Source organism: Streptomyces sp. ST2-7A, assembly GCF_021390475.1.
In the GTDB taxonomy this organism is placed as follows: Bacteria; Actinomycetota; Actinomycetes; order Streptomycetales; family Streptomycetaceae; genus Streptomyces.
This window is the reverse complement of the sequence record NZ_JAJUWS010000001.1, coordinates 104,776-127,325: the sequence shown is the minus strand read 5'-3', so window position 1 is coordinate 127,325 and position 22,550 is coordinate 104,776. Positions and strand designations below refer to the sequence as shown.

Annotated in this window: 16 protein-coding genes; 9 read left to right on the top strand and 7 right to left on the bottom strand. The window is 74.5% G+C overall.

The annotated features are described in order from the left end of the window. Positions 1 to 139: 139 nt before the first annotated feature. Positions 140 to 811 carry a Crp/Fnr family transcriptional regulator gene (locus LZF96_RS00530; RefSeq protein ID WP_267940262.1) on the top strand — a complete coding sequence of 224 codons (672 nt, stop codon included), beginning with the start codon at positions 140 to 142 and terminating at the stop codon, positions 809 to 811. A gap of 497 nt (positions 812 to 1,308) precedes the next feature. Here the strand turns inward: LZF96_RS00530 and LZF96_RS00525 are convergent, their stop codons facing one another. Together LZF96_RS00525 and LZF96_RS00520 are read right to left on the bottom strand one after the other, a co-directional pair. After that, entirely contained in the window at positions 1,309 to 1,842 is a 534-nt protein-coding gene (locus LZF96_RS00525) for a DoxX family protein (RefSeq protein WP_233864527.1), read from the bottom strand. Positions 1,843 to 2,104: 262 nt separating this feature from the next. Continuing rightward, positions 2,105 to 2,869, bottom strand: coding sequence for a thioredoxin domain-containing protein (locus LZF96_RS00520; protein ID WP_233864526.1), 765 nt, complete (start codon positions 2,867 to 2,869; stop codon positions 2,105 to 2,107). A 64-nt stretch (positions 2,870 to 2,933) separates the two neighbouring features. On the opposite strand from LZF96_RS00520, the gene LZF96_RS00515 reads away from it, so the two are divergent. Continuing rightward, complete coding sequence (locus LZF96_RS00515) at positions 2,934 to 3,284, top strand: hypothetical protein (RefSeq protein WP_233864524.1); 351 nt, start codon at positions 2,934 to 2,936, stop codon at positions 3,282 to 3,284. A gap of 360 nt (positions 3,285 to 3,644) precedes the next feature. Here the strand turns inward: LZF96_RS00515 and LZF96_RS00510 are convergent, their stop codons facing one another. Together LZF96_RS00510 and LZF96_RS00505 are read right to left on the bottom strand one after the other, a co-directional pair. Continuing rightward, complete coding sequence (locus tag LZF96_RS00510) at positions 3,645 to 5,018, bottom strand: NlpC/P60 family protein (protein WP_233864522.1); 1,374 nt, start codon at positions 5,016 to 5,018, stop codon at positions 3,645 to 3,647. A 458-nt stretch (positions 5,019 to 5,476) separates the two neighbouring features. After that, entirely contained in the window at positions 5,477 to 6,136 is a 660-nt protein-coding gene (locus tag LZF96_RS00505) for a DUF1707 domain-containing protein (RefSeq protein ID WP_233864520.1), read from the bottom strand. A gap of 239 nt (positions 6,137 to 6,375) precedes the next feature. On the opposite strand from LZF96_RS00505, the gene pcrA reads away from it, so the two are divergent. Continuing rightward, positions 6,376 to 8,997 carry a DNA helicase PcrA gene (pcrA, locus tag LZF96_RS00500; protein ID WP_233864518.1) on the top strand — a complete coding sequence of 874 codons (2,622 nt, stop codon included), beginning with the start codon at positions 6,376 to 6,378 and terminating at the stop codon, positions 8,995 to 8,997. Between the two features lie 162 nt (positions 8,998 to 9,159). Here the strand turns inward: pcrA and LZF96_RS26840 are convergent, their stop codons facing one another. Beyond that, complete coding sequence (locus LZF96_RS26840) at positions 9,160 to 10,971, bottom strand: peptidoglycan DD-metalloendopeptidase family protein (RefSeq protein ID WP_233864516.1); 1,812 nt, start codon at positions 10,969 to 10,971, stop codon at positions 9,160 to 9,162. A gap of 435 nt (positions 10,972 to 11,406) precedes the next feature. Here LZF96_RS26840 and LZF96_RS00490 point away from each other — a divergent pair, with 435 nt between their 5' ends. From LZF96_RS00490 to sucD, 3 genes are all read left to right on the top strand, one after another. Beyond that, entirely contained in the window at positions 11,407 to 11,811 is a 405-nt protein-coding gene (locus tag LZF96_RS00490; protein WP_233864514.1) for a cobalamin B12-binding domain-containing protein, read from the top strand. Between the two features lie 603 nt (positions 11,812 to 12,414). Further along, positions 12,415 to 13,587, top strand: coding sequence for an ADP-forming succinate--CoA ligase subunit beta (gene sucC / locus LZF96_RS00485; protein ID WP_233864512.1), 1,173 nt, complete (start codon positions 12,415 to 12,417; stop codon positions 13,585 to 13,587). A gap of 57 nt (positions 13,588 to 13,644) precedes the next feature. After that, complete coding sequence (sucD, locus tag LZF96_RS00480; protein WP_233864510.1) at positions 13,645 to 14,529, top strand: succinate--CoA ligase subunit alpha; 885 nt, start codon at positions 13,645 to 13,647, stop codon at positions 14,527 to 14,529. A gap of 185 nt (positions 14,530 to 14,714) precedes the next feature. Here the strand turns inward: sucD and LZF96_RS00475 are convergent, their stop codons facing one another. Further along, positions 14,715 to 16,295 carry a sigma factor-like helix-turn-helix DNA-binding protein gene (locus tag LZF96_RS00475; RefSeq protein ID WP_233864508.1) on the bottom strand — a complete coding sequence of 527 codons (1,581 nt, stop codon included), beginning with the start codon at positions 16,293 to 16,295 and terminating at the stop codon, positions 14,715 to 14,717. A 476-nt stretch (positions 16,296 to 16,771) separates the two neighbouring features. Here LZF96_RS00475 and LZF96_RS00470 point away from each other — a divergent pair, with 476 nt between their 5' ends. Continuing rightward, positions 16,772 to 18,829, top strand: coding sequence for a DUF6350 family protein (locus tag LZF96_RS00470; RefSeq protein WP_233864506.1), 2,058 nt, complete (start codon positions 16,772 to 16,774; stop codon positions 18,827 to 18,829). 446 nt (positions 18,830 to 19,275) lie between these two features. Here the strand turns inward: LZF96_RS00470 and LZF96_RS00465 are convergent, their stop codons facing one another. Beyond that, positions 19,276 to 20,052 (bottom strand): hypothetical protein, encoded by a 777-nt coding sequence (locus tag LZF96_RS00465; RefSeq protein ID WP_233864504.1) that lies wholly within the window; start codon positions 20,050 to 20,052, stop codon positions 19,276 to 19,278. A gap of 231 nt (positions 20,053 to 20,283) precedes the next feature. On the opposite strand from LZF96_RS00465, the gene purN reads away from it, so the two are divergent. Both purN and purH read left to right on the top strand, forming a co-directional pair. After that, entirely contained in the window at positions 20,284 to 20,919 is a 636-nt protein-coding gene (gene purN, locus LZF96_RS00460) for a phosphoribosylglycinamide formyltransferase (protein WP_233864502.1), read from the top strand. Beyond that, entirely contained in the window at positions 20,916 to 22,478 is a 1,563-nt protein-coding gene (gene purH, locus LZF96_RS00455; RefSeq protein ID WP_233864500.1) for a bifunctional phosphoribosylaminoimidazolecarboxamide formyltransferase/IMP cyclohydrolase, read from the top strand. The genes purN and purH overlap by 4 nt, the downstream gene beginning before the upstream one ends. Positions 22,479 to 22,550 lie beyond the last annotated feature (72 nt).

Sequence of the window (22,550 nt, the reverse complement as noted above, 5' to 3'; positions counted from 1 at the left end):
GGGTCCCGGGCCGGGCCCCGGCGCGCGTCGCCCGGGTCCCCGCACGGCGGGTGCGCCGCGTCACGCGGAACCCCCGGGTTGGCCGTCGCGCAGCCTGCTGGGGCGGCTCCCGCCGCGGGTCGGCGCGGAGCTGCGGGAGATGGGGACGCGCGTGTCCTTCCCGCCGAACACGCTGCTGATGGTCGAGGGCGCCGGGGACACCCGGGTGATCCTGCTGCTCTCCGGGTTCGTGACGGTGCGCAGGAGTCTGGCGGAGGGTGGCGAGGCGCTGTTGGCGGTGCGCGGACCCGGCGACGTGCTGGGGGAGTTGGCCGCGCTGGACGGCGAACCGCGTTCGGCGACCGTGCGATCGGCCGGGAAGGCCGTCGGACGGATGATTCGGGCGGACACCTTCCGCGGCTTCCTGCGCGAGCGACCCGAGGTCGCGGAGACGCTGCAACGGGTGGTCACCGGCAGGCTCAGGGACGCCGTGCGCGACCGGGTGGAGACCGGGGTCGGTCCGGCCCGACTGCGGCTGGCCCGCACCCTGCACTCCCTGATCCTGGCCCACGGGGTGCGGGACGCGCGCGGCGGCCTGCGCCTGGCGTTCCCCCTCGCCCAGCGGGACATGGCGGCCCTCGCCGGGATCTCCGACGCGGGGTTGCAACGCGCCGTGCGGGTGCTCCGGGAGGAGGGTGTGGTGTCCACCGGCTACCGGGAATGGGTGGTCCACGACCCGGAGCGGTTGCGGGCGGCGGCCGACCCGGCCTCCCACCGGTGCCGACCACCGTCCGCGACCGCCCGCCCCCCGGGGGCCCCGCGGTCGCGTTGACCCCGGGACCCCGTGGTCCCGGGCCGGCAGCCACCGGCGGGGACCGCTCACCGCCCTTTCCCTCCCCCCGGGCGGGTCCGGCCCCCGGAACCCGGATCGTGCCGATCCGGCCGGGCGCCGTCGACCCCCGACCCGGTCGCGTCCGAGCGGGGTCGATCCGGGGCGACGGAGCCCCGATCACCACTCGGACGGCCGTTCCACCGGGTCGGGACGGCCGTTCGGAACAGCAGCGTAGGGGCGGGTGGGGTCCGCGAACCTCCTCACCCGGGGAAGTTCGGACGGAAAACCCCGGGTGCCGGGTGCCGGGAGCCGGGCGGCGAAGGGCCGGGGCGCGGGCTCGCGCGGCCGACGGAGCGGGCGGGGACCCGGGACGGCGGGCCCCGGTCGGTCCCGGAACCCGGTCGGGAAGGCCGCCGGGTCGTCCGGTGCCCCCGGGGGCGCCGCCGCGCGGTCGGACGACCCCCGGGCGGGGCGGCCCGGGTGGTGTCGCGCGCGGCTCAGCCGTACAGCTTGCTGCCGGTGCGGCGGTGGCGCGCGGTGCGGCGCGCGTCCACGGAGTGCGCCCCGGCCCCGGCCAGCACCAGGGTGAGGAACCCGAACAGGTACGGCAGGTCCGGCCCGAAGTAGTAGGGGTCGGTGGACCAGCTCACGGTCAGCCAGAAGGAGAGCGACAGCAGCGCGCCGCCCAGCGCCGCGAGGCGGGTCAGCACGCCCAGCAGCACGCCGGCGCCGACGGCGATCTCGGCGACGGCGACGGCGTGGCCGAACGGCCCCGGGTTGGCCAGCACCAGGTCCACCATCCACGGGAGGGCGGCCCGGTCACGGCCGAACTCCAGCATCGTCTCGATGGCCCGCTGGTCCATGGCCGCGCTGAAGGGGCCCCATGAGGTGTACTTGTCGATCCCCGCGTACAGGAAGGTCAGGCCGAGGAAGAGCCGCAGCGGCAGCAGGGCCCAGCGGGAGACCGGTGGCGGGGAGCCGTCCGGGTCGCCGCCACCGGGTTGGGTGATCGTCCGTCCGGTCGCCGCCATGACACGCTCCTCGGGCCGGGTCGGGATTCGACAACGGGTGGCCGGGGCGGGACGGCCGGTGGGGGCCGGTCCCACCGGCGGTCGGGCGGTCAGTGTGCCACGGGCGGGGGCGCGGACGGCGGGTACGCGGGCCCCCGATCGGCGTTCTTCGTATGGATCCGATCAACCGGCGAACCGGCGACGGCGCGCCGGGGGCCGGGGCGACGGACAGTGGCGGCGGATGGGGTGACGGCCGGGCCGGTGGCCGGCGTCGGCCCGGCGCTCACTCGGCGGCGGCGAGCAGCGGGTCGATGGTGTCGCGGAAGGTCTCCACCGGCTGGGCCCCGACGACGGCGTGCCCGTTGATCAGGAAGGACGGCGGCACCGTGACCCCCAGCATGGTGGCCTCGTCGGCGTCCCGGGCCACGGCCTCCACGATCTCCTCGCGGTCCAGGTCGGCGACGAACCGGTCGAGGTCCGGCACGCCGGCCTCCCGGGCCAGTTCCACCACGCCCTCCTCGGTGAACCGGCCGCTGTCGCGGTGGGCGTCCACCGCGTACACGGCCTCGTAGAACTCGCGGAAGCGGTCCTGCTCGCCGGCGGCCCGGGCACCACGCGCGGCGAGGTCGGACTCGGGGCCGTGGATCGGGAAGTTGCGGAACTCGATGCGCAGGTCACCGGCGTCCACGTATTCCCCGATCAGCGTCGGTTCGACCTCCCGCGTCCAGCGCCCGCACACCGCGCACTGGAAATCGGCGTACATCAGCATCACGATCGGGGCGTCCGGGTCGCCGATCGCCATCGGATCGTCGGCGTCGCGCCGGGCGAGCGTGTGCACGGGATGGTCCTCGGGGAGGGGCGCCACGGCACCCTCCCCGGCACCGTTCGTCCCCTCGGCCGCGTCGGTCGGCACGGTCGGCTCGGAGGAGCCGCCGGCGCCGGCGAAGAGGCCGGCCATGCCGCTGATCACCATCGCCCCGACCACGAGGGTCGCCAGCACGATGACGACGAGGGATTGGTTCCTGCGGGAGTTCCTGCCGGTGAACATCACGCCATCCAGTGTGCGGGACCGCGCCGTGTACCCCCGAACGGGGGACGGATACCCTCCCGGCATGGACTTTCTCCGGGACATCCTGCTCGCCCTGCACATCATCGGCATCGCCGCGCTGCTGGGCGGTTTCCTCTTCCAGATGAAGGCGATGGGCGCCGGCACGGCACGGATGCTGCCGGGCATGTGGCACGGCGCGCTGACGATGCTGGTCACCGGCGTGGCGCTGGTGGGTCTGCTGGAGGCGGGCGACGGCACGGTCAACCACATCAAGATCGGCATCAAGCTGCTGATCCTGATCGTGGTGGCCGCCCTGGTCTATCTGCGCCGGGACGACGAGGCGGTGCCCACCCCGGTCTTCGGCACGGTCGGTCTGCTGACCATCGCGAACATCTTCATCGCCGTCCTGTGGTGACCGTGCCGGCCGGGCGGTGACCACGCCCCGCAGGCCCCGGGGTCCCGCGCCCTCGCGCCCTCGCGCCCTCCCCTCCGCCCCTCGGCGGACCGGGAGGGCGCCGTCGTGTCGGGGGCTTCCCGGCACGCGGGTCGGGGCCCGGGGGACGGCACGGGGGTGGCCCGGGTGGGAGGGGTTTCGCGGACGGGCCTTCCCGGCCCGGGGGACTCCGGGGCCGGGCGCACCGCGGGCGGGCCGGTGGCCCGCACGGGGTAGGGCGTACGGGGTTCCGCCGGGCGCGGTGTGCCGGATGGGCGCCGGCGGCGGTCCCGTCCCGGCCCCGGGGCCCCGACCGGGTGCCCGGCGGAACCCCGGCGGGCGTCAGCCGGGGCGGACGGCGCTGTGGAAGGGCATCACCGAGATGGACTCCACCCGCACGTTCGTGCCCGGGCGCGGGGCGTGGATCATCTGCCCGTCGCCGATGTACAGCCCGACGTGGCTGATGTCGGCGTAGAAGAAGACCAGGTCGCCGGGGCGCAGGTCGGATTGGGCGACCCGGGTGCCGGTGTTGACCTGGTCCCAGGTGACCCGGGGCAGTTCCACGCCCGCCGCCCGCCAGGCGGCCTGCGTGAGCCCGGAGCAGTCGTAGGAGCCGGGGCCGGTGGCGCCCCACACGTACGGCTTGCCGATCTGGGCGCGGGCGTGCGCGATCGCCTGCTCGGCTCGGGTGGAGACGCCGGTCCCGCTCCCGGAGCCCGAGCCGGAGCCGGAGGAACCGGCGTCCGTGGAGCCCGACCCGGTCGACCCGGTCGACCCGGTCGACCCGGTTGTTTCGGACGAGCCCGAGCCGCCGGCCCCGGAGGAGGTGGTCTCCCCGGCCGGGGCGGCCGCCGCGGCCTCGGCCCGTGCCGCCTCCTCGGCGGCGGCCTCGCGTTCGGCCGCCTCCCGGCCGGCGCGCTCGGCGGCCTCCCGCTCGCGGCGCTCGGCCTCCTCGCGCTGCCGCTCCTCCTCCGCCAGCCGCTCGGCCTCGGCGGTCTCCAGCCGTTCCAGCTCGGCGAGTTCCTCCGACTCCTCCTCGGTGAGGCCGGCGAGCAGTTCCCGGGCGGTGGCCAGCTTTCCCTGGACCTCCTCCTTCTGCTCACGCACCTCCCGCTGGCGCTCCTCGAGGTCCTCCAGCGCGCCGGCGGCCTCGACCCGCTTGAGTTCGGCCTCGCCCCGGCGCTCGACGTAGTCGTCCAGGGCGAGTTGCTGCCGGTCGCCGGCGCGGCCCAGGACCCGGGTGGTGTCGAACCACCGCTGGGGGTCGTTCATCAGCAGCAGGGTGGCGGTCTCCGAGACGCGGCCGTGCCGGTACTGGGCGGTGGCGTACCGGCCGAGGTCGCGGCGGGCCTCGTTGACCCGGTCGGCGGCCTCGGCGGCGGCGTCCAGCAACTCGTCGGCGGTGCGCTGCTGTTCCTCGGTGCTCTCCTTGGCGGCGTTGTACCGCTGAGTGGCGGTGCCCGCCTCGCGGAACAGCTCGTCGACCTGCTCCTTGACCTCGGCCGCGCGGGTGCCGGCGGCCTCGGCGCGTTCCCGGGCCTCCTCGATGGCGGCCGCGGAGTCGGCGGCGGGGTCGCCCGTGCCGCCCGGCTCGTCGGCCCGGGCGGTCTGGGAGAGCAGGGTCGCCGAGAGGGCGGCGGCTCCCAGGCCCACCGCGCCCCTTCGGGCGGTGGGGGAGTCCAACAGTCCGGCACGCGGCTTGCGGTGAACGCCCAAGGCCGGTCTCTCCTTCCATCGTCACCGTCCGGTGTGACACCGGACCGGTCCGCGGCCCGGGGCCGGCGCCCGATGGGCGCCGGCCCGGCCGCTGCCGGTCCCGTCCCCTGCCGGGGACGGGTACGGCGGGGGCGACCCGTGTCGCCGATGACGGCGAGCGGGGAGGCGGGTCACCCGGCGCTGCACGCTAGCCGGCGGGAACGCCCCGGGGGAAGTCGAATGCTCGAAATGAGCGAAATCTTTTTGTGATCCTTTCGTGAGGCGGTCGGAATGTGGTCACCGGTTTGACGCAGGGTGATCCACTTATCGGGATCGAAGGGCTGAAAGGGGCGTGCCGGAATTTCCCGACTCCACCTCCGACTCCGACTCCACCTCCGACCCCGACTCCGCCGCCCCGGGCCCGTGAACCGACCGACCCGGGCCCTCCGTCGCCGGCCCCGGCCCTCCTCCGCCGACCCTCAGTCGCGCCCCGACTCCTCCTTGCGCAGCCGACGCCGCTCCCACCTGTTCGCCCGTCGCACCGTCACCCCGCCCATCTCGCCACGACCGCTCACCCGCACCACGGGGGCGTCGTGCAGCGGCGGTTCGGTCGCCTTGTTGTTGAAGCCGCCCATACCGGTGCTGACCTCGCCCAACATCACCGTCCACCCGTCGGGCACCACCAGGGTGACCCCGCCCATGTCGCCGTGCAGGGTGAAGTCGGTCACCGGCTGGTGCACCCGGGCGCGGGTCAGGTCCAGCTTCACGCCGCCCACCCCGCCGTGCGCCACCACCACGGGCGGCACATCCCAGTGCCCCGTCCGGCTCGCACCGGCGAACCCGCCCATGACAACCAGCGCCGGCTGCGGCACCGCCGGACCACCCGGGGGCGGAACCGGCACCGGCGCGCGCCCCGGAGCCCGCCCCGGCCCGGAACCGGGCACGGGCGGCAGGTCGGCGGTCAGCGGCTCCAACTCCCGGTACGTTTTCGCGCCGAAGGTCCGCTCCAGGCGCTCGTCCAGCTCCGTCAGGTCGATGCGGCCCTCCGCCGCGGCCTCCCGCAGTCGCTCCGCCACCGCCTCGCGGTCGGTGTCGGAGGCGCGCATCTCGTGGTTCGGGGACCGGTCGGGACTTGTCATGAACGGCAGTCTAGGCGGCGGTCCCGCCCACCGGTACGGCCCGCGGGCACCCTGTCGCCGGCCCCGCCGCGGGGGCGGTCGGCTCCCCGTCCGGTGGACACCCGCGGGGCCCGGGTCCGGTCCGGGACGGAGGTCGCCCCGTGTCACCCCCGGCGTTCCCGCGCCATGCGCCCGGCCGCCCCGGCGACCCCGCCACTCCCCGTCCGGCGGACACCCGCAGGGCCTAGACTCGGTCCGCGATGAGCACTCTTTTCGACGACGCCGCCGACGGGCTGCCGTTCGGCACCGGACCGGCCGAGCCCGCGCCCGCCCCCGCCGCCGGCACCACCCCCACCCCGGGGTCCGACGGCTCCCCGTCCGACGGTGCCCTGTGGGGTGACGACTGGGAGAGCGAGCCCCATCCCGCCGACCCGGCCGCCGGCGCGGGGCCCGCCGCCGACGACTTCCCCGACGGCCTGTTCCCCGACACCTTCGGCGCCCCCGAGGCCGAGCCCGTCACCGGCGGTGGCTGGTACCGCGACGGTGCCCCCATGCCCGTCATCGACGCCGAGGCGCTGCTCACCGGCCTCAACGAGAACCAGCGCGCCGCCGTGGTGCACTCCGGCACCCCACTGCTCATCGTCGCCGGCGCCGGCTCCGGCAAGACCCGGGTGCTCACCCACCGCATCGCCCACCTGCTGGCCGCGCGCGGCGCGCAGCCCGGCCAGATCCTCGCCATCACCTTCACCAACAAGGCCGCCGGTGAGATGAAGGAGCGGGTGGAGGACCTGGTCGGCCCCCGCGCCCGGGCGATGTGGGTGATGACCTTCCACAGCGCCTGCGTGCGCATCCTGCGCCGCGAGAGCAAGCACCTCGGTCTGACCTCGTCGTTCTCCATCTACGACGCCGCCGACGCCCGCCGCCTGATGGCGCTGGTCTGCCGTGACCTGGACCTGGACCCCAAGCGGTTCCCGCCCAAGTCCTTCAGCGCGAAGGTCTCCAACCTCAAGAACGAGCTGATCGACCCCGAGGACTTCGCCGCCGCCGCCAACGACGGCTTCGAGAAGACCCTCGCCGAGGCGTACGCGCTCTACCAGTCGCGGCTGCGCGAGGCCAACGCGCTGGACTTCGACGACCTGATCATGACCACCGTCCACCTGTTGCAGGCCTTCCCGGACGTCGCCGAGTACTACCGGCGCCGCTTCCGGCACGTGATGGTGGACGAGTACCAGGACACCAACCACGCCCAGTACCGGCTGATCCGTGAACTGGTGGGCACCCCGCCGGCCCCCGGCGCGCCCGCCGATCCCGGTGCGGTCGAGCCCGCCGAACTGTGCGTGGTGGGCGACGCCGACCAGTCGATCTACGCCTTCCGGGGTGCCAACATCCGCAACATCCTCCAGTTCGAGGAGGACTACCCGCAGGCCCGCACCCTGCTGCTGGAGCAGAACTACCGCTCCACGCAGACCATCCTCTCGGCCGCCAACGCCGTCATCGAGCGCAACGAGAACCGGCGCCCGAAGAACCTGTGGACGAAGGCCGGGGACGGCGACCGCATCGTCGGTTGGGTCGCGGACAGCGAGCACGAGGAGGCGCAGTTCGTCGCGGAGGAGATCGACCGCCTCACCGACGCGGGGAAGGCCCGCCCCGGCGACGTGGCGGTCTTCTACCGCACCAACGCCCAGTCCCGGGTGTTCGAGGAGGTCTTCATCCGGGTCGGCCTGCCCTACCGGGTGGTCGGCGGCGTCCGCTTCTACGAGCGCCGCGAGGTTCGCGACGTGCTGGCCTACCTGCGGGTGCTGGCCAACCCGGAGGACACCGTCCCGCTGCGCCGCGTCCTCAACGTGCCCAAGCGCGGCATCGGCGACCGCGCCGAGGCGATGATCGAGGCGCTGGCGCTGCGCGAGCGGATCTCCTTCGCGCAGGCGCTGCGCCGGGTGGACGAGGCGTACGGGATGGCCGCCCGCTCGACCAACGCCGTGCGCCGCTTCAACCAACTGCTGGAGGAGCTGCGCACGATCGCCGAGTCCGGCGCCGGACCGGCCACGGTCCTGGAGGCGGTCCTCGAACGCACCGGCTACCTCGCCGAGTTGCAGGCATCCACCGACCCGCAGGATGAGACCCGGGTGGAGAACCTCCAGGAACTCGCCGCCGTGGCGCTGGAGTTCGAGGAGAACCGGGCGGAGGACGACCCCGGGACCCTCGCCGACTTCCTCGAGCAGGTGGCGCTGGTCGCCGACTCCGACCAGATCCCCGACGGCCCCGACGGGGAGAACGACCCGGAGGGCGACGGCGCCCCCGAGGGCGGCGTCATCACCCTGATGACCCTGCACACGGCCAAGGGTCTGGAGTTCCCCGTGGTCTTCCTCACCGGCATGGAGGACGGCGTCTTCCCGCACCAGCGCTCGCTGGGGAAGACCAAGGAGTTGGAGGAGGAGCGCCGACTGGCGTACGTCGGCATCACCCGCGCCCGCGAACGCCTCTACGTCACCCGCTCGGTGCTGCGCGGCGTCTGGGGCCAGCCGCAGTACAACCCGCCCTCCCGCTTCCTGGAGGAGATCCCGGAGAGCCACCTGGAGTGGCGCCGCTCCGGCGCCTCCGGCCCGCCCGCCCCCTCCGCGTCGGCGACCGGCGGACGCTCCGCCGCCGGCCGCGCGGCCGGTCGCGGCGGCGGTGTCACCCGGGGCTTCGCCACCGGTCGGATGGCCGACCGGCCGGTGGTGGCCCTGGCGCCGGGCGACCGGGTCACCCACGACAGCTTCGGGCTGGGCACGGTGGTCTCCGTGCAGGGCGCCGGTGACCGCGCCGAGGCGACCATCGACTTCGGCGGCGACAAGCCGAAACGGCTGCTGCTGCGCTACGCCCCGGTCGAGAAGCTCTGACCCCGCCCCCGGGCCGCCCGTTCACCGTGGCGGCCCGGGGGCGGGGTCAGAGCTCCGGCGGACGGCGGGGGCGCGGAAAACGGCGCGGGCGCGACCGGGGGTGTCCGGTCGCGCCCGTGAGGCGGGGGCGCCTCTCCCCCCGAGGGGACGCGCGCGGATCGGTCAGGAGGGCTCGAGGCCCTTGCTGCGCAGCCAGGCGCTCGGGTCGATGGCGGAACCGCCGCCGGGGCGCACCTCGAAGTGCAGGTGCGGTCCCATGGAGTTGCCCGAGTTGCCGGAGTGGGCGACGACGGTGCCGGCCTGCACGTAGCCGGACTGGTAGACGTAGCTGCCCAGGTGGGCGTACCAGGTCTCGGTGCCGTCCGGCGCCGTGATGATCATGAGGTTGCCGTAGGAGACGTGGTACTGGGTGCGGATGGTGCCGTCGGTGGCGGCCCGCACGGGGGTGCCGTAACGCACGGGGAAGTCGATGCCGGTGTGCAGGTTCGCCCAGTTGAGACCGGACTGACCGTAGACGGCGCTCAGACCGCGACGCTCCACCGGGAGGAAGAACTTGGGCCGCAGCTCCTCGAGCCGCTTGGCCTCCTCCTCCTTGCGCTTGACCTCCTCCTCGGCCAGGCGCTTCTCCTCGGCCTTGCGCTCCTCGAGGTCGATGCGGCCCTGGGTGCGGCTGACGCGCTCGGAGTAGTCGTCGGCGGCGGCGGTCAGACCCTGGAGTTGGGTGTCGAACTGCTTGTTGGCGACCGCGTGCGCGGCGCGGACGGCCTCCGCGGCCTCGTCGTCGGTGTCCTCACCGCCGAGGGCGATGTCCTCGCCGGATTCGCCGGGGGCGTCGTTGCCGGTGACCGAGGCGGTGGCGACGGCGGTGACGCCGAGCACGCACAGGGAGGGGGCGGCGACCGTCAACAGGGCCGAGCGGCGGGGCTTGGGGGAGCGGCGGCGACCGCGGCGGGGGGCGACGGGGCCCTCGGGGTCGTCGTCCCCGAACCCGGGGCGGCGATCCGCGTCGACGGAGGAGGGGTCGTGGTGGTCCTCGGAGCCCGAGGGCTCGAACCGGCCGGTGCGGGCCCCGGGGTCGGTGTCCTCCGCGGCCAGGTGGTGGGTGATGGCGCGGAACGCCATGGTGTCGGGGCCGGGGGCGTCGTTCGGCTCGTCGCCGGGGAGGCGCTCGGGGTACTCGGCGTATCCGGTGACGGTTTCGGTCCCGGCGTAAGTCGTCTCGCTCCCGGTCGTCCCGTCGCCGTCCCAGCGGTCCCGGTTGGTCTCCCGGTGCTCCCCGGCGGGGGTCGCGGTGACGCCGTAGGGGTCGTCGTAACCGGACTCGTGGCCGGTGGGGTCGTACCCGCCGGTTTCCCGGGGGGCCTCGGCCCGCGCGTCCCATCCGCCGCCGGTGTCCCAGCCCTCGGGGTCGGAGCCGCGGGCGTCCCACTCACCGGGGGTGGGCTGCACGGCGGTGGCCTCGGCCGTGCCGCTCCAGCCGTTCTCCCAACCACCCCCGTGGTCCGCGGAGTCGGTCCCGGCGTATCCGCCGCCGGAGTAACCGTCCCAGCCGTTGCCGTAGCCGTTCCCGTGGGAGGCGCTCGTGGTGGAGGCGTCCCCGCCCCAACCGTCGGAGCCGGTCGCGCCGGTGTCGTATCCGGCCGTGGTGCCCGACCCGTCGGACCAGGCGGTGTCCTGCCCGGCGTCGTGGCCGGTGTCGGACCGCTCGGCGAAGTCCTGGAAGCGGGGCATGCCGTGGGCGGGTGTGTTGTCCCAACCGGTGGCGGTGTGGTGGCCGTGGTCGTAGGCCGTGGCCTGCCCGTACGGGTCCGATCCGTAGCCGGGGGCTCCGCCGCCGGCCTCCTCCGCGGTTCCGCCGCCGTGATGATGCGTGTAATCCGTCTCCTGTGGGTACCCGTACCCGTAGGGGGATCGCGCTGCGTCGTCCGTGCTTCCGGCCGGCGTGTATCCGGCGGGGGCTTGACGATCGTTCACCGAGGCTGCCTTTCGGCTCGACTAACAGGAGCGGGGAAGGACCCCGGCGGCTGCGGTGCCGCGACTGTACCCGGCTGTGCAGCGCACGGACAATCCTTCGCGGGTTTCGACGAGTTGGAATCGGGCATTCGAGCGTCTTTCGGGTCGCAATGCCGAATCACTTCACGTCGTTTTCGATTCTCGTTCGAATTTCTTCGGTCTGTGTCGCACGTCTGTCGGTGGTCGTCGGCGGGGCGCCGGCGAGGGGGAACCCGGACCTCACCGCCGGCCGAGTGCCCGGAACGCGTCCCGATCGGTGCCGGATCGTTGCGGACGGGGCCGACGCGCGTGTGATTTCGCACTCCCTTGTCGCGCGCCGACCGCCGGGTGAGCGATCCTGTGGCCAACGTCCGTTCACTCCGGCATCGTGGCCGGGGCGACCTGGGAGGCAGAGCAATGGGTGTGTCCGGTCCGATTCGCGTCGTCGTCGCCAAGCCGGGACTCGACGGACACGATCGCGGTGCCAAGGTGATCGCCAGGGCCCTGCGGGACGCCGGTATGGAGGTCATCTACACCGGTCTGCACCAGACGCCGGAACAGATCGTGGACACCGCCATTCAGGAGGATGCCGACGCCATCGGCATGTCCGTCCTCTCCGGTGCGCACAACACCCTCTTCGCGCGGGTGATCGAACTCCTCCGGGAGCGCGACGCGGAGGACATCACCGTCTTCGGCGGTGGCATCATCCCCGAGGCCGACATCCCGCCGCTGAAGGCGCAGGGCGTGGCCGAGATCTTCACCCCCGGCGCGCCCACGGGCGAGGTCGTCGAGTGGGTGCGCTCGCACGTGCGGGCCGCCTGAGCGTCCGACTTCCCGTCGGGGACGACCGCGCCCCGGTTCGGCCCGGGGTCGGGGGTCGTCGGTGACCGGGGCGCCCGGCCACGTCGCTCCGCGCCCGACCCGGGACGGGGGTGCCCGACCCGGTCATCCCGCGCCCGGAGGTCCGGAGCCCCGGGCGCCGCGGATCCCGGGACACCTGCCGGAAGGAAGGCCGGAAAGCCGGACGACCGGATGCACGAGGTGTGCGGCCGGTCGGTGTCCCGGAATCCGGTGATCCGCGCGCGAGGCACCCGCGCCGGAGTCCTTCGTGCCGGTGCGGGGCCCGCGGGTGCCGGTCGGGCCCCGCCGCTTCCGGCGCCCGATTCCCGGACCGGCCCTGGCCCCCCTCGCACCTCCACCGCGATGGCACGAGGTGCCGCTTCGCCGGCACTCGATGTGACGGGGCTCACCGCGCCGGTGTGACCTGGATTTCAGGTTGACCGGCCGCGGGCCGATACCCTGCGAAACGGACCTGCCGCGCGCCGGGGCACGGCCAAGGAAAGTACTCCTGTCCCGCCGTCCGCGGGCTTCGCGGCATGCCCGGTCGATCGATACCGCGAGACCACTGACAGAGGACGGACACGCGTGGACCTGTTCGAGTACCAGGCGAGGGACCTCTTCGCCAAGCATGACGTACCGGTGCTGGCCGGTGAAGTCATCGACACGCCGGAGGCGGCCCGCGGGGTGACCGAGCGACTCGGCGGTCGTGCGGTCGTCAAGGCGCAGGTCAAGACCGGTGGTCGTGGCAAGGCCGGCGGCGTGAAGCTCGCCTCCGACCCCGACGACGCCGTGGAGAAGGCCCGGGCCATCCTGGGCATGGACATCAAGGGTCACACCGTCCACAAGGTGATGCTGGCCCAGACCGCGGACATCGTGGAGGAGTACTACGTCTCCTTCCTGCTGGACCGCACCAACCGCACCTTCCTGGCCATGGCCTCCGTCGAGGGCGGCGTGGACATCGAGGAGGTGGCCGCCACCAAGCCGGAGGCGCTGGCCAAGGTCCCGGTGGACGCCATCGACGGCGTGGGCATCGAGAAGGCCCGCGAGATCGTGGCGGAGGCGAACTTCCCGGCCGACGTGGCCGAGCAGGTCGCCGAGGCCCTGGTGAAGCTGTGGGACGTCTTCATCAAGGAGGACGCCCTCCTGGTCGAGGTCAACCCGCTGGTGAAGACCGGCGAGGGCCGGATCATCGCCCTGGACGGCAAGGTGTCCCTGGACGCCAACGCCGAGTTCCGCCAGCCGGAGCACGCCGGCCTGGAGGACAAGGCCGCGGCCGACCCGCTGGAGGCGGCGGCCAAGGCCAAGGGCCTGAACTACGTGAAGCTGGACGGCGAGGTCGGCATCATCGGCAACGGCGCCGGGCTCGTCATGAGCACCCTGGACGTCGTCGCCTACGCCGGCGAGAGCCGGGGCGGCGTCAAGCCCGCCAACTTCCTCGACATCGGTGGCGGTGCCTCGGCCGAGGTCATGGCCAACGGCCTGGAGATCATCCTCGGCGACCCGGCCGTGAAGTCGGTCTTCGTCAACGTCTTCGGTGGCATCACCGCCTGCGACGCCGTGGCCAACGGCATCGTGCAGGCGCTGGAGTTGCTCTCGAGCCGCGGCGAGAACGTCGACAAGCCGCTGGTCGTGCGTCTGGACGGCAACAACGCCGAGCTGGGCCGCAAGATCCTCTCCGACGCCGACCACCCGCTGGTCGAGCAGGTGGACACCATGGACGGCGCCGCCGCCCGTGCCGCCGAACTGGCCGCCAAGTAACCCCCGGACGACGCCCATCCACGTCCGTTCAGGACAGATCGAGGACACCGTAGAGAAATGGCTATCTTCCTCACCAAGGAGAGCAAGGTCATCGTCCAGGGGATGACCGGCTCCGAGGGCCAGAAGCACACCCGGCGCATGTTGGCGGCGGGCACGAACATCGTCGGTGGCGTGAACCCCCGCAAGGCGGGCACCACCGTCGACTTCGACGGCACCGAGGTACCGGTGTTCGGCGGCGTCAAGGAGGCCATCGAGGCCACCGGCGCCGACGTCACCGTCATCTTCGTGCCGGAGAAGTTCACCAAGGACGCCGTCATCGAGGCGATCGACGCCGAGATCGGCCTGGCCGTGGTGATCACCGAGGGCATCGCGGTGCACGACAGCGCCGCCTTCTGGGCGTACGCCGGCAAGAAGGGCGACAAGACCCGGATCATCGGCCCCAACTGCCCCGGCCTGATCACCCCCGGTCAGTCCAACGCCGGCATCATCCCCGCCGACATCACCAAGCCGGGCCGCATCGGCCTGGTCTCGAAGTCCGGCACGCTGACCTACCAGATGATGTACGAGCTGCGGGACATCGGCTTCTCCAGCTGCGTCGGCATCGGTGGCGACCCGATCATCGGCACCACCCACATCGACGCCCTCAAGGCGTTCCAGGACGACCCCGACACCGACCTGATCGTCATGATCGGTGAGATCGGCGGCGACGCCGAGGAGCGGGCCGCCGACTTCATCAAGGCCAACGTCACCAAGCCGGTCGTCGGTTACGTGGCGGGCTTCACCGCGCCCGAGGGCAAGACCATGGGCCACGCCGGCGCCATCGTCTCCGGCTCCTCCGGCACCGCCGCGGCCAAGCAGGAGGCCCTGGAGGCCGCGGGTGTGAAGGTCGGCAAGACGCCGTCCGAGACCGCCCGGCTCGCCCGCGAGCTGCTGGCCGCCTGACCCGTCCGGGTTCGGCACCACCATCGGGCACCCGGTCGTCGGGCCGGGGCCCGGCGGCCGTCGACACCGTCCGCCGATCGCCCCGGCGGACGCGCGACGCACCGGAGCGGCCCGGTCCCCTCGGGGACCGGGCCGCTCCGGTGCGTCGGGACGCCGCCCGACGCCGGTGACACGGGACGCGGCGCTCAGAGCGGCAGCAGCGAGGCCACCACCGCGCCGGCGATCAACAGGATCAGCAGCACCGCCGCCAGCACCCGCCGGCGGGTCAGCCGCTCGCAGACCTCCCGTACCCGGTCCTCCGGCACCGGCGGGCCCGGGGCGTGCTCGGCGATGCGCTCCAGGGCCGTCGTCAACAGCCGTCGCCGCTCACCGGGCGGCGCCTCCGCCAACTCCGGCACCCGCTCCACCAGCATCACGTGCGCGTGCCTCAACCGGCCGAGGACGGCGGCGGAGGAGGACTCCACCTCGGCCGCGATCCGGGCCACGCTCATCCCCGGGCCGTAGTGCAGCAGCAGGCAGCGGCGGTAGTCCGGCGGCAACGAGAGCAGGGTCCGCAGCAGTTCGCCCTCGTCGGGGACGGCCCGGGTCCGCTCCGGGGCGTCGGTGTCGGTGTCGGTGTCTGGGCCGGTGTCTGCGCCGGTGGCGGTGCCCGCCGTGTCGGGGCCGTCGGTCCCCGTCCCCCGGTCCCGGTTCCGGTCCCGGCGGAAGGAGGACGGGCGCGGGGTGGCCCGCGCCATCCGGGCCGGGTGCAGTCGGTGCCACGGGGAGAGGGCGTACTCGTAGGCCGCCGCCCGCACCCATCCGGCCGGGTCCCGGTCCACGGCCACCTCCGGCCAGTGTTCCCAGGCCAGCCGGAAGGCGTGCACGACCGCCCGGGTCGCGACCCGCCGGTCCCCGCACAGCAGGAAGGTCTGCCGGGTGAGGGAGTCGGCGTGCCGGGAGTAGAGCAGATCGAAGGCCCGCAGAGGGGCCTCGTCCGGCTCCACGTCGGGGTCGAGGTAGGGGTCGAGGAGTTCGTCGTCCGGGTCCGCGTCGAGGTCGGTGGCGCCGCTCGCCGGGGCGGGGGCCGCCCCCTCGTCCGGCCGGCGTTCGGTCCGCACGGCGAGGTCCCCGGCCGCCCGCGCGGCGGTGCGGGGCCCGGTGCCGGCGTCCACGGGGACGCGGGCCGGCGCGGCGGTCGGGGCGGCCGATCGGGCCGTGGGGGGCGCGTCGTCGCTCGACGCTCCATCGACCGGCGCTCCATCGACCGGTCGGGTGACAGGTCGGGTCGGGACACCGTCGCCCCGGCGGGCCCCGTGCCGGTCATCGGCGCGGCCGGGATCGGTGTCCACCGGCTGTCGCGCCGCCGGGCGGGGACGGTCGGCGGGCTTTGAGGCCCCGGCGGGGGAGGCGTCCGGCGCCGACGGGGCGTCCGTGGCCGGGGTGTCGGCGGTCGGGGCGTCCGTGGCCGTCGCACCCGCCCGTGCGGGGGCTTCGGGGGAGTCACCGGCGTCGTCGGCATCGCCGGTGTCCGTCCCGGGCTTCGGCGTCGTGGCGTCCCGGTCCGTCTCCGTCGCCGTCTCGGCCGCACCGGCGGCCTTCGCGTCCGTCGGGATGTCGGCGTCCTCGGGATCGCCGGTCGTCCCGGTGGCATCGGTGCCGCTCGGCTCGGTGTCCGGGGCCTCGGAGGTCTCCGCCGTGTCGATCGGGGTGTCGGGGGCGTCGGCCGGATCCATCACGGTATCGGCGGATGTGTCCGGGGGCGTGTCCGTGGCGGTGGTGGCCATGGTGGCGGTATCGCCGCCCGGGGCACCGCCGCCGGCGGGATGCCGACGGTTCCGGCGCCGGGGCCGTCCGGCCGACTCGCCGGGTTCGTGGGTGGGCGCGGCGGTACGACCGCCTCGGCGCGCGCCGGTCCGGGTTCGGGTGCCGCCTGCGGCCCCGGGCCGGTCCGTTCGACCGTCGGGGTTCCCGGTTGTGGGGGTGGGGTGCTTGGCCATCCGCTCCGTCCGGTGTGGTCTCGTGTCCTCCCGCCGGTGTGTCCGTGGTGGCACGTCCCCGGCGGGAAGACGGATAAGGCGGGAAGTTCGGGGAACGCGTGACGCGGGGGCGTCACTACGGGGTCGGGAACATCTGTTCCTGCGTCTCCCCCGATCAGGGCTTCTCATAACGTAGGAAAAACCGCATGAACCTATAGTGGTAGACACAGCGGGAAAAGGCTCGTTACCCCGTCATTCGGGGCGTCATTGGCAGCATGGCGGCCGTGAGTCCCCTCGACGTCGTCGCCGACCGCCTGCGCACGGTGGCCCGCCGACGGCTCCGCCCCCGCCCCACCGGTACGACCCCCTCCCCGTCCGGGGCCGGGCGCCCCGTGGACCTCCTCGCCGGCCCGCTGCGCGGTGCCGGGCGCCATCCGGGCGCCCTCCTCGACGGAGCGGTCGCCGCCGTGCTGGGCATCGGCGTTCCCGCCGTGATCGTGCTGATGTTGTGGACCACCTCGCCACACCCCGACGCGGGCGCGGCGGCGGCCCTGCGGACCGCGATCGACCTGTGGCTGCTGGCCCACGGCACGCCGCTGGAGCGCGTGGACACCCTCCACGGCGCCCCCGCGCCGCTGGCGCTCACCCCGTTGCTGCTCACCGCGTTGCCGGTGTGGTTGCTGTGGCGGGCGGTACGCACCGCGCTGACGCCGGGGCGGCCCCCGGGAGAAGCGGTCGGTGCCGCCGTTCGGGTGAGTCTGGGGTACGCGGCGGCCGGCGTGCCGGCGATCCTGTTCGCCGCGGCGGGCCCGCTGCGGGCGAGCCCGCCCCGGGCCCTGGGTCATCTCCTCCTGCTCGCCCTGGTCGTCACCGTGGTCGCCGCACTGCGCTCGGCGGAGCCACCGGCCCCCACCGGGCGCCTCGCCCCCCTGTTGCGCCACACCGGCAACGGCGCACTGCGCGCCGCCGGTGCGGGGGTCGCCGGGATCCTGGGGGCGGGTGCCCTGCTCGGTGCCGTGGCGCTGATCGGCGGGATCGACACCGCCCTGGCGGACTTCACCCTGCTCGCCCGGGACTGGTCCGGCCGCGTCGCGCTGGTACTGCTCCTGGTGGCGCTGCTGCCCAACCTCGCGGTGTGGGCGGCCGCGCACGGCCTGGGGCCGGGATTCGCCCTCGGCGGCGGCACGTTGACGCTCGGGCCGCTCCCCGCCCTCGTGGCGGGACGGACGATCGGCCCGATCACGGTTCCGGTGCCGGGTGATCCGCCGCCGCTGCCGGCCTTCCCGCTGCTGGCCGCGCTGCCCGGGCCCGGCCCGGCGGGCCCGGTGGAGCTCGCCGCGGCGACGGCCGTGCCGCTGGTCGGCGGGGTGCTCACCGGGGTGGTGCTGGGACGGGCGGCCGTGCCGCGTCGGTCCGATCGGGCCACCGCCGCCGGGGCGGGGGACACCGTGCTCGCGGCGCTGGCCGCCTCGGTGACGCTGGGGGCGCTGCTGGCCGTCGCGGCCGGCCTGGCGGGTGGACCCGTGGGCGTCGGGCGGCTGGCCGAGTTCGGCCCCTCCGCGCCGTGGACGGGGATCGTCGCCGGTGGGTGGACGCTGCTGTTGGGCCTGCCGGTCGCGCTGTCGGTCCGCGCGGTACGCCTGGGTCGGCCGGGGCCGGGGCCGGGGCCGGGGCCGGGGTCGGGGCCGGGGTCGGCGCGAGGCGCGTCGGCCGCCGCCTCGGCGGGGAAGCCGACCGGTGGGAACGGGAGTGCCCGTCAGGGGAAGTCGGGCACGCGGTCGAAGGGCGGGGTGAGTGAACGGTGGAAAGCCATTCGTATTCCCTTCAACCTTCCTGAAACGGATGAAAGGGCTGGAGAGTTGCCGGAAACGGTGAAAGCGGGAAAGCCCCCGGGGCTTCGAAAGTGGTGGAGGGGGCGCGACGGTCGGACGACGGAAACCGGCGGGGGCCCCGAAAGCGCCGAGAGTACCGAGAGCACCGAAAATGACGAATGGGTCGGAGTCACCGACGCCGGGGAGATCCCGGGACGCCGGGGCGGCCGTGTCGCGACACCGGTGTCCGCCGTCGTGCGAGGGCTGCCGCCCGGCCCCGACGAGGGCCTCGCCCCCCTCGGCGGTTTCGGGATCTCCGCCGACCCCCGGTCCATCGGCTTCCCGCCCGTCGCCGACGGCAGCGAGGCGCCCGGTGCGTGGCACGCGCCCGACGCCCGCCGGTCGCGCTGGGCCGCGCTTCGACACGCCCTCCACGCGGCCGACCCGTCCTCCGCCGCGGACCCGCCGCGCCGGCCCCCCGACCGCGCCCCGGACGAGGGTCCCGTCACCGGCCCACCGCCCCGACGATGACCCGGTGCCGCATCGGGCGACGTTCGCCCCGTCGCCCGATGCGGCACGGCACGGCACGGCACCTCGCCGCGTCGCCGAAGCGACGGAATCCCCGAACGGACTCCCACCACGAGGCTGATTCGGCGTCCTGCGCCGCACCGCACCGGACGCCGCTCCCCGACGTTCACCCCGTCGCCCGATACGGCACCGGACACGTCTTCGACCGGCCCGGGAGACCCGGGCACGACTGCCCCTCATCGACCACCGGCCGGCACCGCCCACGGCGTCCTCGAGAAGGTCTCCGCCGGGCCCGTCGATCCGCCGACCCGTCCCGGGCGCCGGGGCACCCGGGACCCGATCACGCCCCGGCCGGCCCCGTCACCGATCCGATGGCACCGCACCGACGAACGGCTCCGGGCCGGCCACCGCGGGGGTGGCCGGCCCGGAGCCGTTACGGAGCGCGTCGCTCAGGCGTTCTCGGAGAACACCTCCCGCAGCGGCTCCGGCAGCAACTCCTCGCACGCCTCGCGGGAGGGGATCGTCAACGAGTCCTCCACGCAGTCGAAGTAGTCCTTGTAGACCATCTGCACGGTGAACACCGCCGCGACCACGGCCAGCGCGATCCCCGAGAGCACCACGCCGGCGATCGCCGAGAGCGTCTGCGGACGCCGCGAGGGATCCTTCGGACCCCGGTCGTCGCCCACGCCGCCCGGCCGGGTGCCGTACCCCTCACCCGTCTCGCTCCGGGCCGGCTCCGGGTCGGCCGCCTCCACGCGGTTGGCCGGCCCCGTCGGCGCCGCCTGCTTGCCCGACAGCGCGCCGCCGCGCAGTGAGTCGATGCCCCAGTACAGGCCGAAGGCGGCCAGGAAGAGCGCCAGCCAGTCCCAGCCCAGCAGCGCGGCGAACACGGCCCACATACCGGCCAGCACCGCGTAGCGGGCGTGGCGCTGGATCGGGTCGGTGGGGTCCCAGCGCGGACCGGGACGGCCGCCCGGCCGTTCCCGGAGCCGTTCCCCGAATCCGCCGCCCTGGCGGCCCGGTTGACGGCGACTCCACAGGCCCCCGCCGGCGCCGTCGCCCCGATCCTCCCCGTTCTCGCGGTCGTCCCCGTCCCCGCGGTCGCCGTTCTCCCCGCGCGGATTCCGGGAATGGTCCGGGGCATCCGTGGGGGGCGGCGCGAACGGGTTGTCCCGCTGCTCGTCGCCGGAGTTCTCGCGGCCGGAGGCAGGGCGTCGGTCGGTCATCTGCTCCTCGTGTCCCCTTCGTGGCGCCGATCGTCCCGGATGGTACGGCGGGTGGCGATGTCCCCGACCGTACCGGGGCGGGGTCGGGACCGTCGCACGGGGTCGGCACGCCGGGCCGGTATCGTGACCCGGGGCCCGCCCGCGCCGACCCCGGCCGCCGCGTCGCCCGAGCCCCGTCCCGACCGGTCCGCCGGCCGGGGCACGAGCCCCCGCCCCGAAGGAACAACAGCCGTGGCCCCTGCCCGGGAAACGTCTCCGAAGCGCCTGGTCGTCCTGGTCTCCGGATCCGGAACCAACCTCCAGGCGCTCCTCGACACCGTCGCCCGGCTCGGCGCCGACGACTACGGGGCGCGGGTGGTGGCGGTCGGCGCCGACCGGCCGGGCATCGCCGGTCTCGACCGCGCGGCGGACGCCGGTCTGCCGACCTTCGTGTGCCGCCTCGCCGACCACCCCGACCGGGACGCCTGGGACGCCGCCCTCGCCGAAGCCGTCGCCGACCACGAGCCCGACCTGGTGGTCTCGGCCGGCTTCATGAAGATCCTGGGACCGCGCTTCCTGGCCCGGTTCGGCGGACGCACCGTCAACACCCACCCGGCCCTGTTGCCGAGCTTCCCCGGCGCCCACGCCGTGCGCGACGCGCTCGCGCACGGCGTGAAGGTGACCGGGTGCACCGTCCACTTCGTCGACGAGGGCGTCGACACCGGCCCGATCATCGCCCAGGGCGTGGTCGAGGTCCGGGAGGAGGACGACGAATCCGCGCTGCACGAGCGCATCAAGGACGTCGAGCGCCGGTTGCTCGTCGAGGCCGTGGGCCGGCTGGCCCGCGACGGCCACCGCATCGAGGGACGAAAGGTGTACATCCCGTGACCACCGAATCCACCCGGCGCCCCATCCGGCGCGCCCTGGTCAGTGTCTACGACAAGACCGGGCTGGAGGAGCTGGCCCGTGGGCTCGACGCGGCGGGCGTCCGGCTCGTCTCCACCGGCTCCACCGCGAAGGTCATCGCCGCCGCCGGGGTGCCCGTCACCCCCGTCGAGGAGCTGACCGGCTTCCCCGAGTGCCTGGACGGCCGGGTGAAGACCCTGCACCCCAAGGTGCACGCCGGCATCCTCGCCGACCTGCGCCTGGAGGACCACCGCTCCCAGCTGGACGAGCTCGGCGTCGAGCCGTTCGACCTCGTCGTGGTGAACCTCTACCCGTTCCGCGAGACCGTCGCCTCCGGCGCGGGCCCCGACGAGTGCGTGGAGCAGATCGACATCGGCGGCCCCTCGATGGTGCGCGCCGCCGCCAAGAACCACCCCTCGGTGTCGGTGGTCGTCAACCCCGAGCGGTACCCCGAGGTCATCGCCGCCGCCGAGGGCGGCGGCTTCGAGCTGTCGGTGCGCAAGCGGCTCGCCGCCGAGGCGTTCGCCCACACCGCCGCCTACGACGCGACCGTCGCCTCCTGGTTCGCCGCCGAGTACGCCCCCGACGCGGAGGCGCTGCCGGCCTTCACCGCCACCGCCCTGGAGCGCACCCGCTCCCTGCGCTACGGCGAGAACCCGCACCAGCCGGCCGCCCTGTACGCGGACCCGGCCGGTACCGGCCTGGCCTCCGCCGAGCAGCTCCACGGCAAGGAGATGTCCTACAACAACTACGTGGACACCGACGCCGCCCGACGCGCCGCCCACGACCACGAGCGGCCGTGCGTGGCGATCATCAAGCACGCCAACCCGTGCGGCATCGCGGTCGGCGCGGACGTCGCCGAGGCCCACCGCAAGGCGAACGCCTGTGACCCGCTCTCCGCCTTCGGAGGTGTCATCGCCGTCAACCGGCCGGTGTCGGTCGCGATGGCCGGGCAGGTCGCCGAGATCTTCACCGAGGTGATCGTCGCCCCCGACTACGAGGACGGCGCCCTGGAGATCCTGACCCGGAAGAAGAACATCCGGGTGCTGCGCTGCCCCGACGCCCCCGCCCAGCGGTACGAGACGCGACCCATCGAGGGCGGCCTGCTGGTGCAGGAGCGCGACCTGTTCCAGGCCGACGGCGACGACCCGGCGAACTGGACCCTGGCCGCCGGCGAGGCCCTGGACGCCGACGGGCTGGCGGAGCTGGCCTTCGCCTGGCGGGCCTGCCGCGCGGTGAAGTCCAACGCCATCCTGCTCTCCCGCGACGGCACCTCGGTCGGTGTCGGCATGGGTCAGGTCAACCGGGTGGACTCGGCCCGCCTCGCGGTGCAGCGGGCCGGGGAGGAGCGGGCGAGGGGCGCGTACGCCGCCTCCGACGCCTTCTTCCCCTTCCCCGACGGCCTGAAGGTGCTGCTCGACGCGGGTGTGCGGGCCGTGGTGCAGCCGGGCGGCTCGGTGCGGGACGAGGAGGTCATCGCCGCCGCCCGTGAGGCCGGCGCGACGATGTACCTCACCGGGACCCGGCACTTCTTCCACTGACCCTCCACCGAGTTCCACCAGGGGTGGTACCGCTCCCACGGCTTCCCCCCCCCGGGGGTCGGTGCGACCGGA

Bases quoted from the DNA above. Each gene is read 5' to 3' on its own strand.
- LZF96_RS00475 (WP_233864508.1), bottom strand. From the start codon at position 16,295: ATGGCCACCACCGCCACGGACACGCCCCCGGACACATCCGCCGATACC.
- LZF96_RS00520 (WP_233864526.1), bottom strand. From the start codon at position 2,869: ATGTTCACCGGCAGGAACTCCCGCAGGAACCAATCCCTCGTCGTCATC.
- pcrA (WP_233864518.1), top strand. From the start codon at position 6,376: ATGAGCACTCTTTTCGACGACGCCGCCGACGGGCTGCCGTTCGGCACC.
- LZF96_RS00505 (WP_233864520.1), bottom strand. From the start codon at position 6,136: ATGACAAGTCCCGACCGGTCCCCGAACCACGAGATGCGCGCCTCCGAC.
- LZF96_RS00515 (WP_233864524.1), top strand. From the start codon at position 2,934: ATGGACTTTCTCCGGGACATCCTGCTCGCCCTGCACATCATCGGCATC.
- sucD (WP_233864510.1), top strand. From the start codon at position 13,645: ATGGCTATCTTCCTCACCAAGGAGAGCAAGGTCATCGTCCAGGGGATG.
- LZF96_RS00530 (WP_267940262.1), top strand. From the start codon at position 140: ATGGGGACGCGCGTGTCCTTCCCGCCGAACACGCTGCTGATGGTCGAG.
- LZF96_RS00465 (WP_233864504.1), bottom strand. From the start codon at position 20,052: ATGACCGACCGACGCCCTGCCTCCGGCCGCGAGAACTCCGGCGACGAG.
- LZF96_RS00490 (WP_233864514.1), top strand. From the start codon at position 11,407: ATGGGTGTGTCCGGTCCGATTCGCGTCGTCGTCGCCAAGCCGGGACTC.
- LZF96_RS00525 (WP_233864527.1), bottom strand. From the start codon at position 1,842: ATGGCGGCGACCGGACGGACGATCACCCAACCCGGTGGCGGCGACCCG.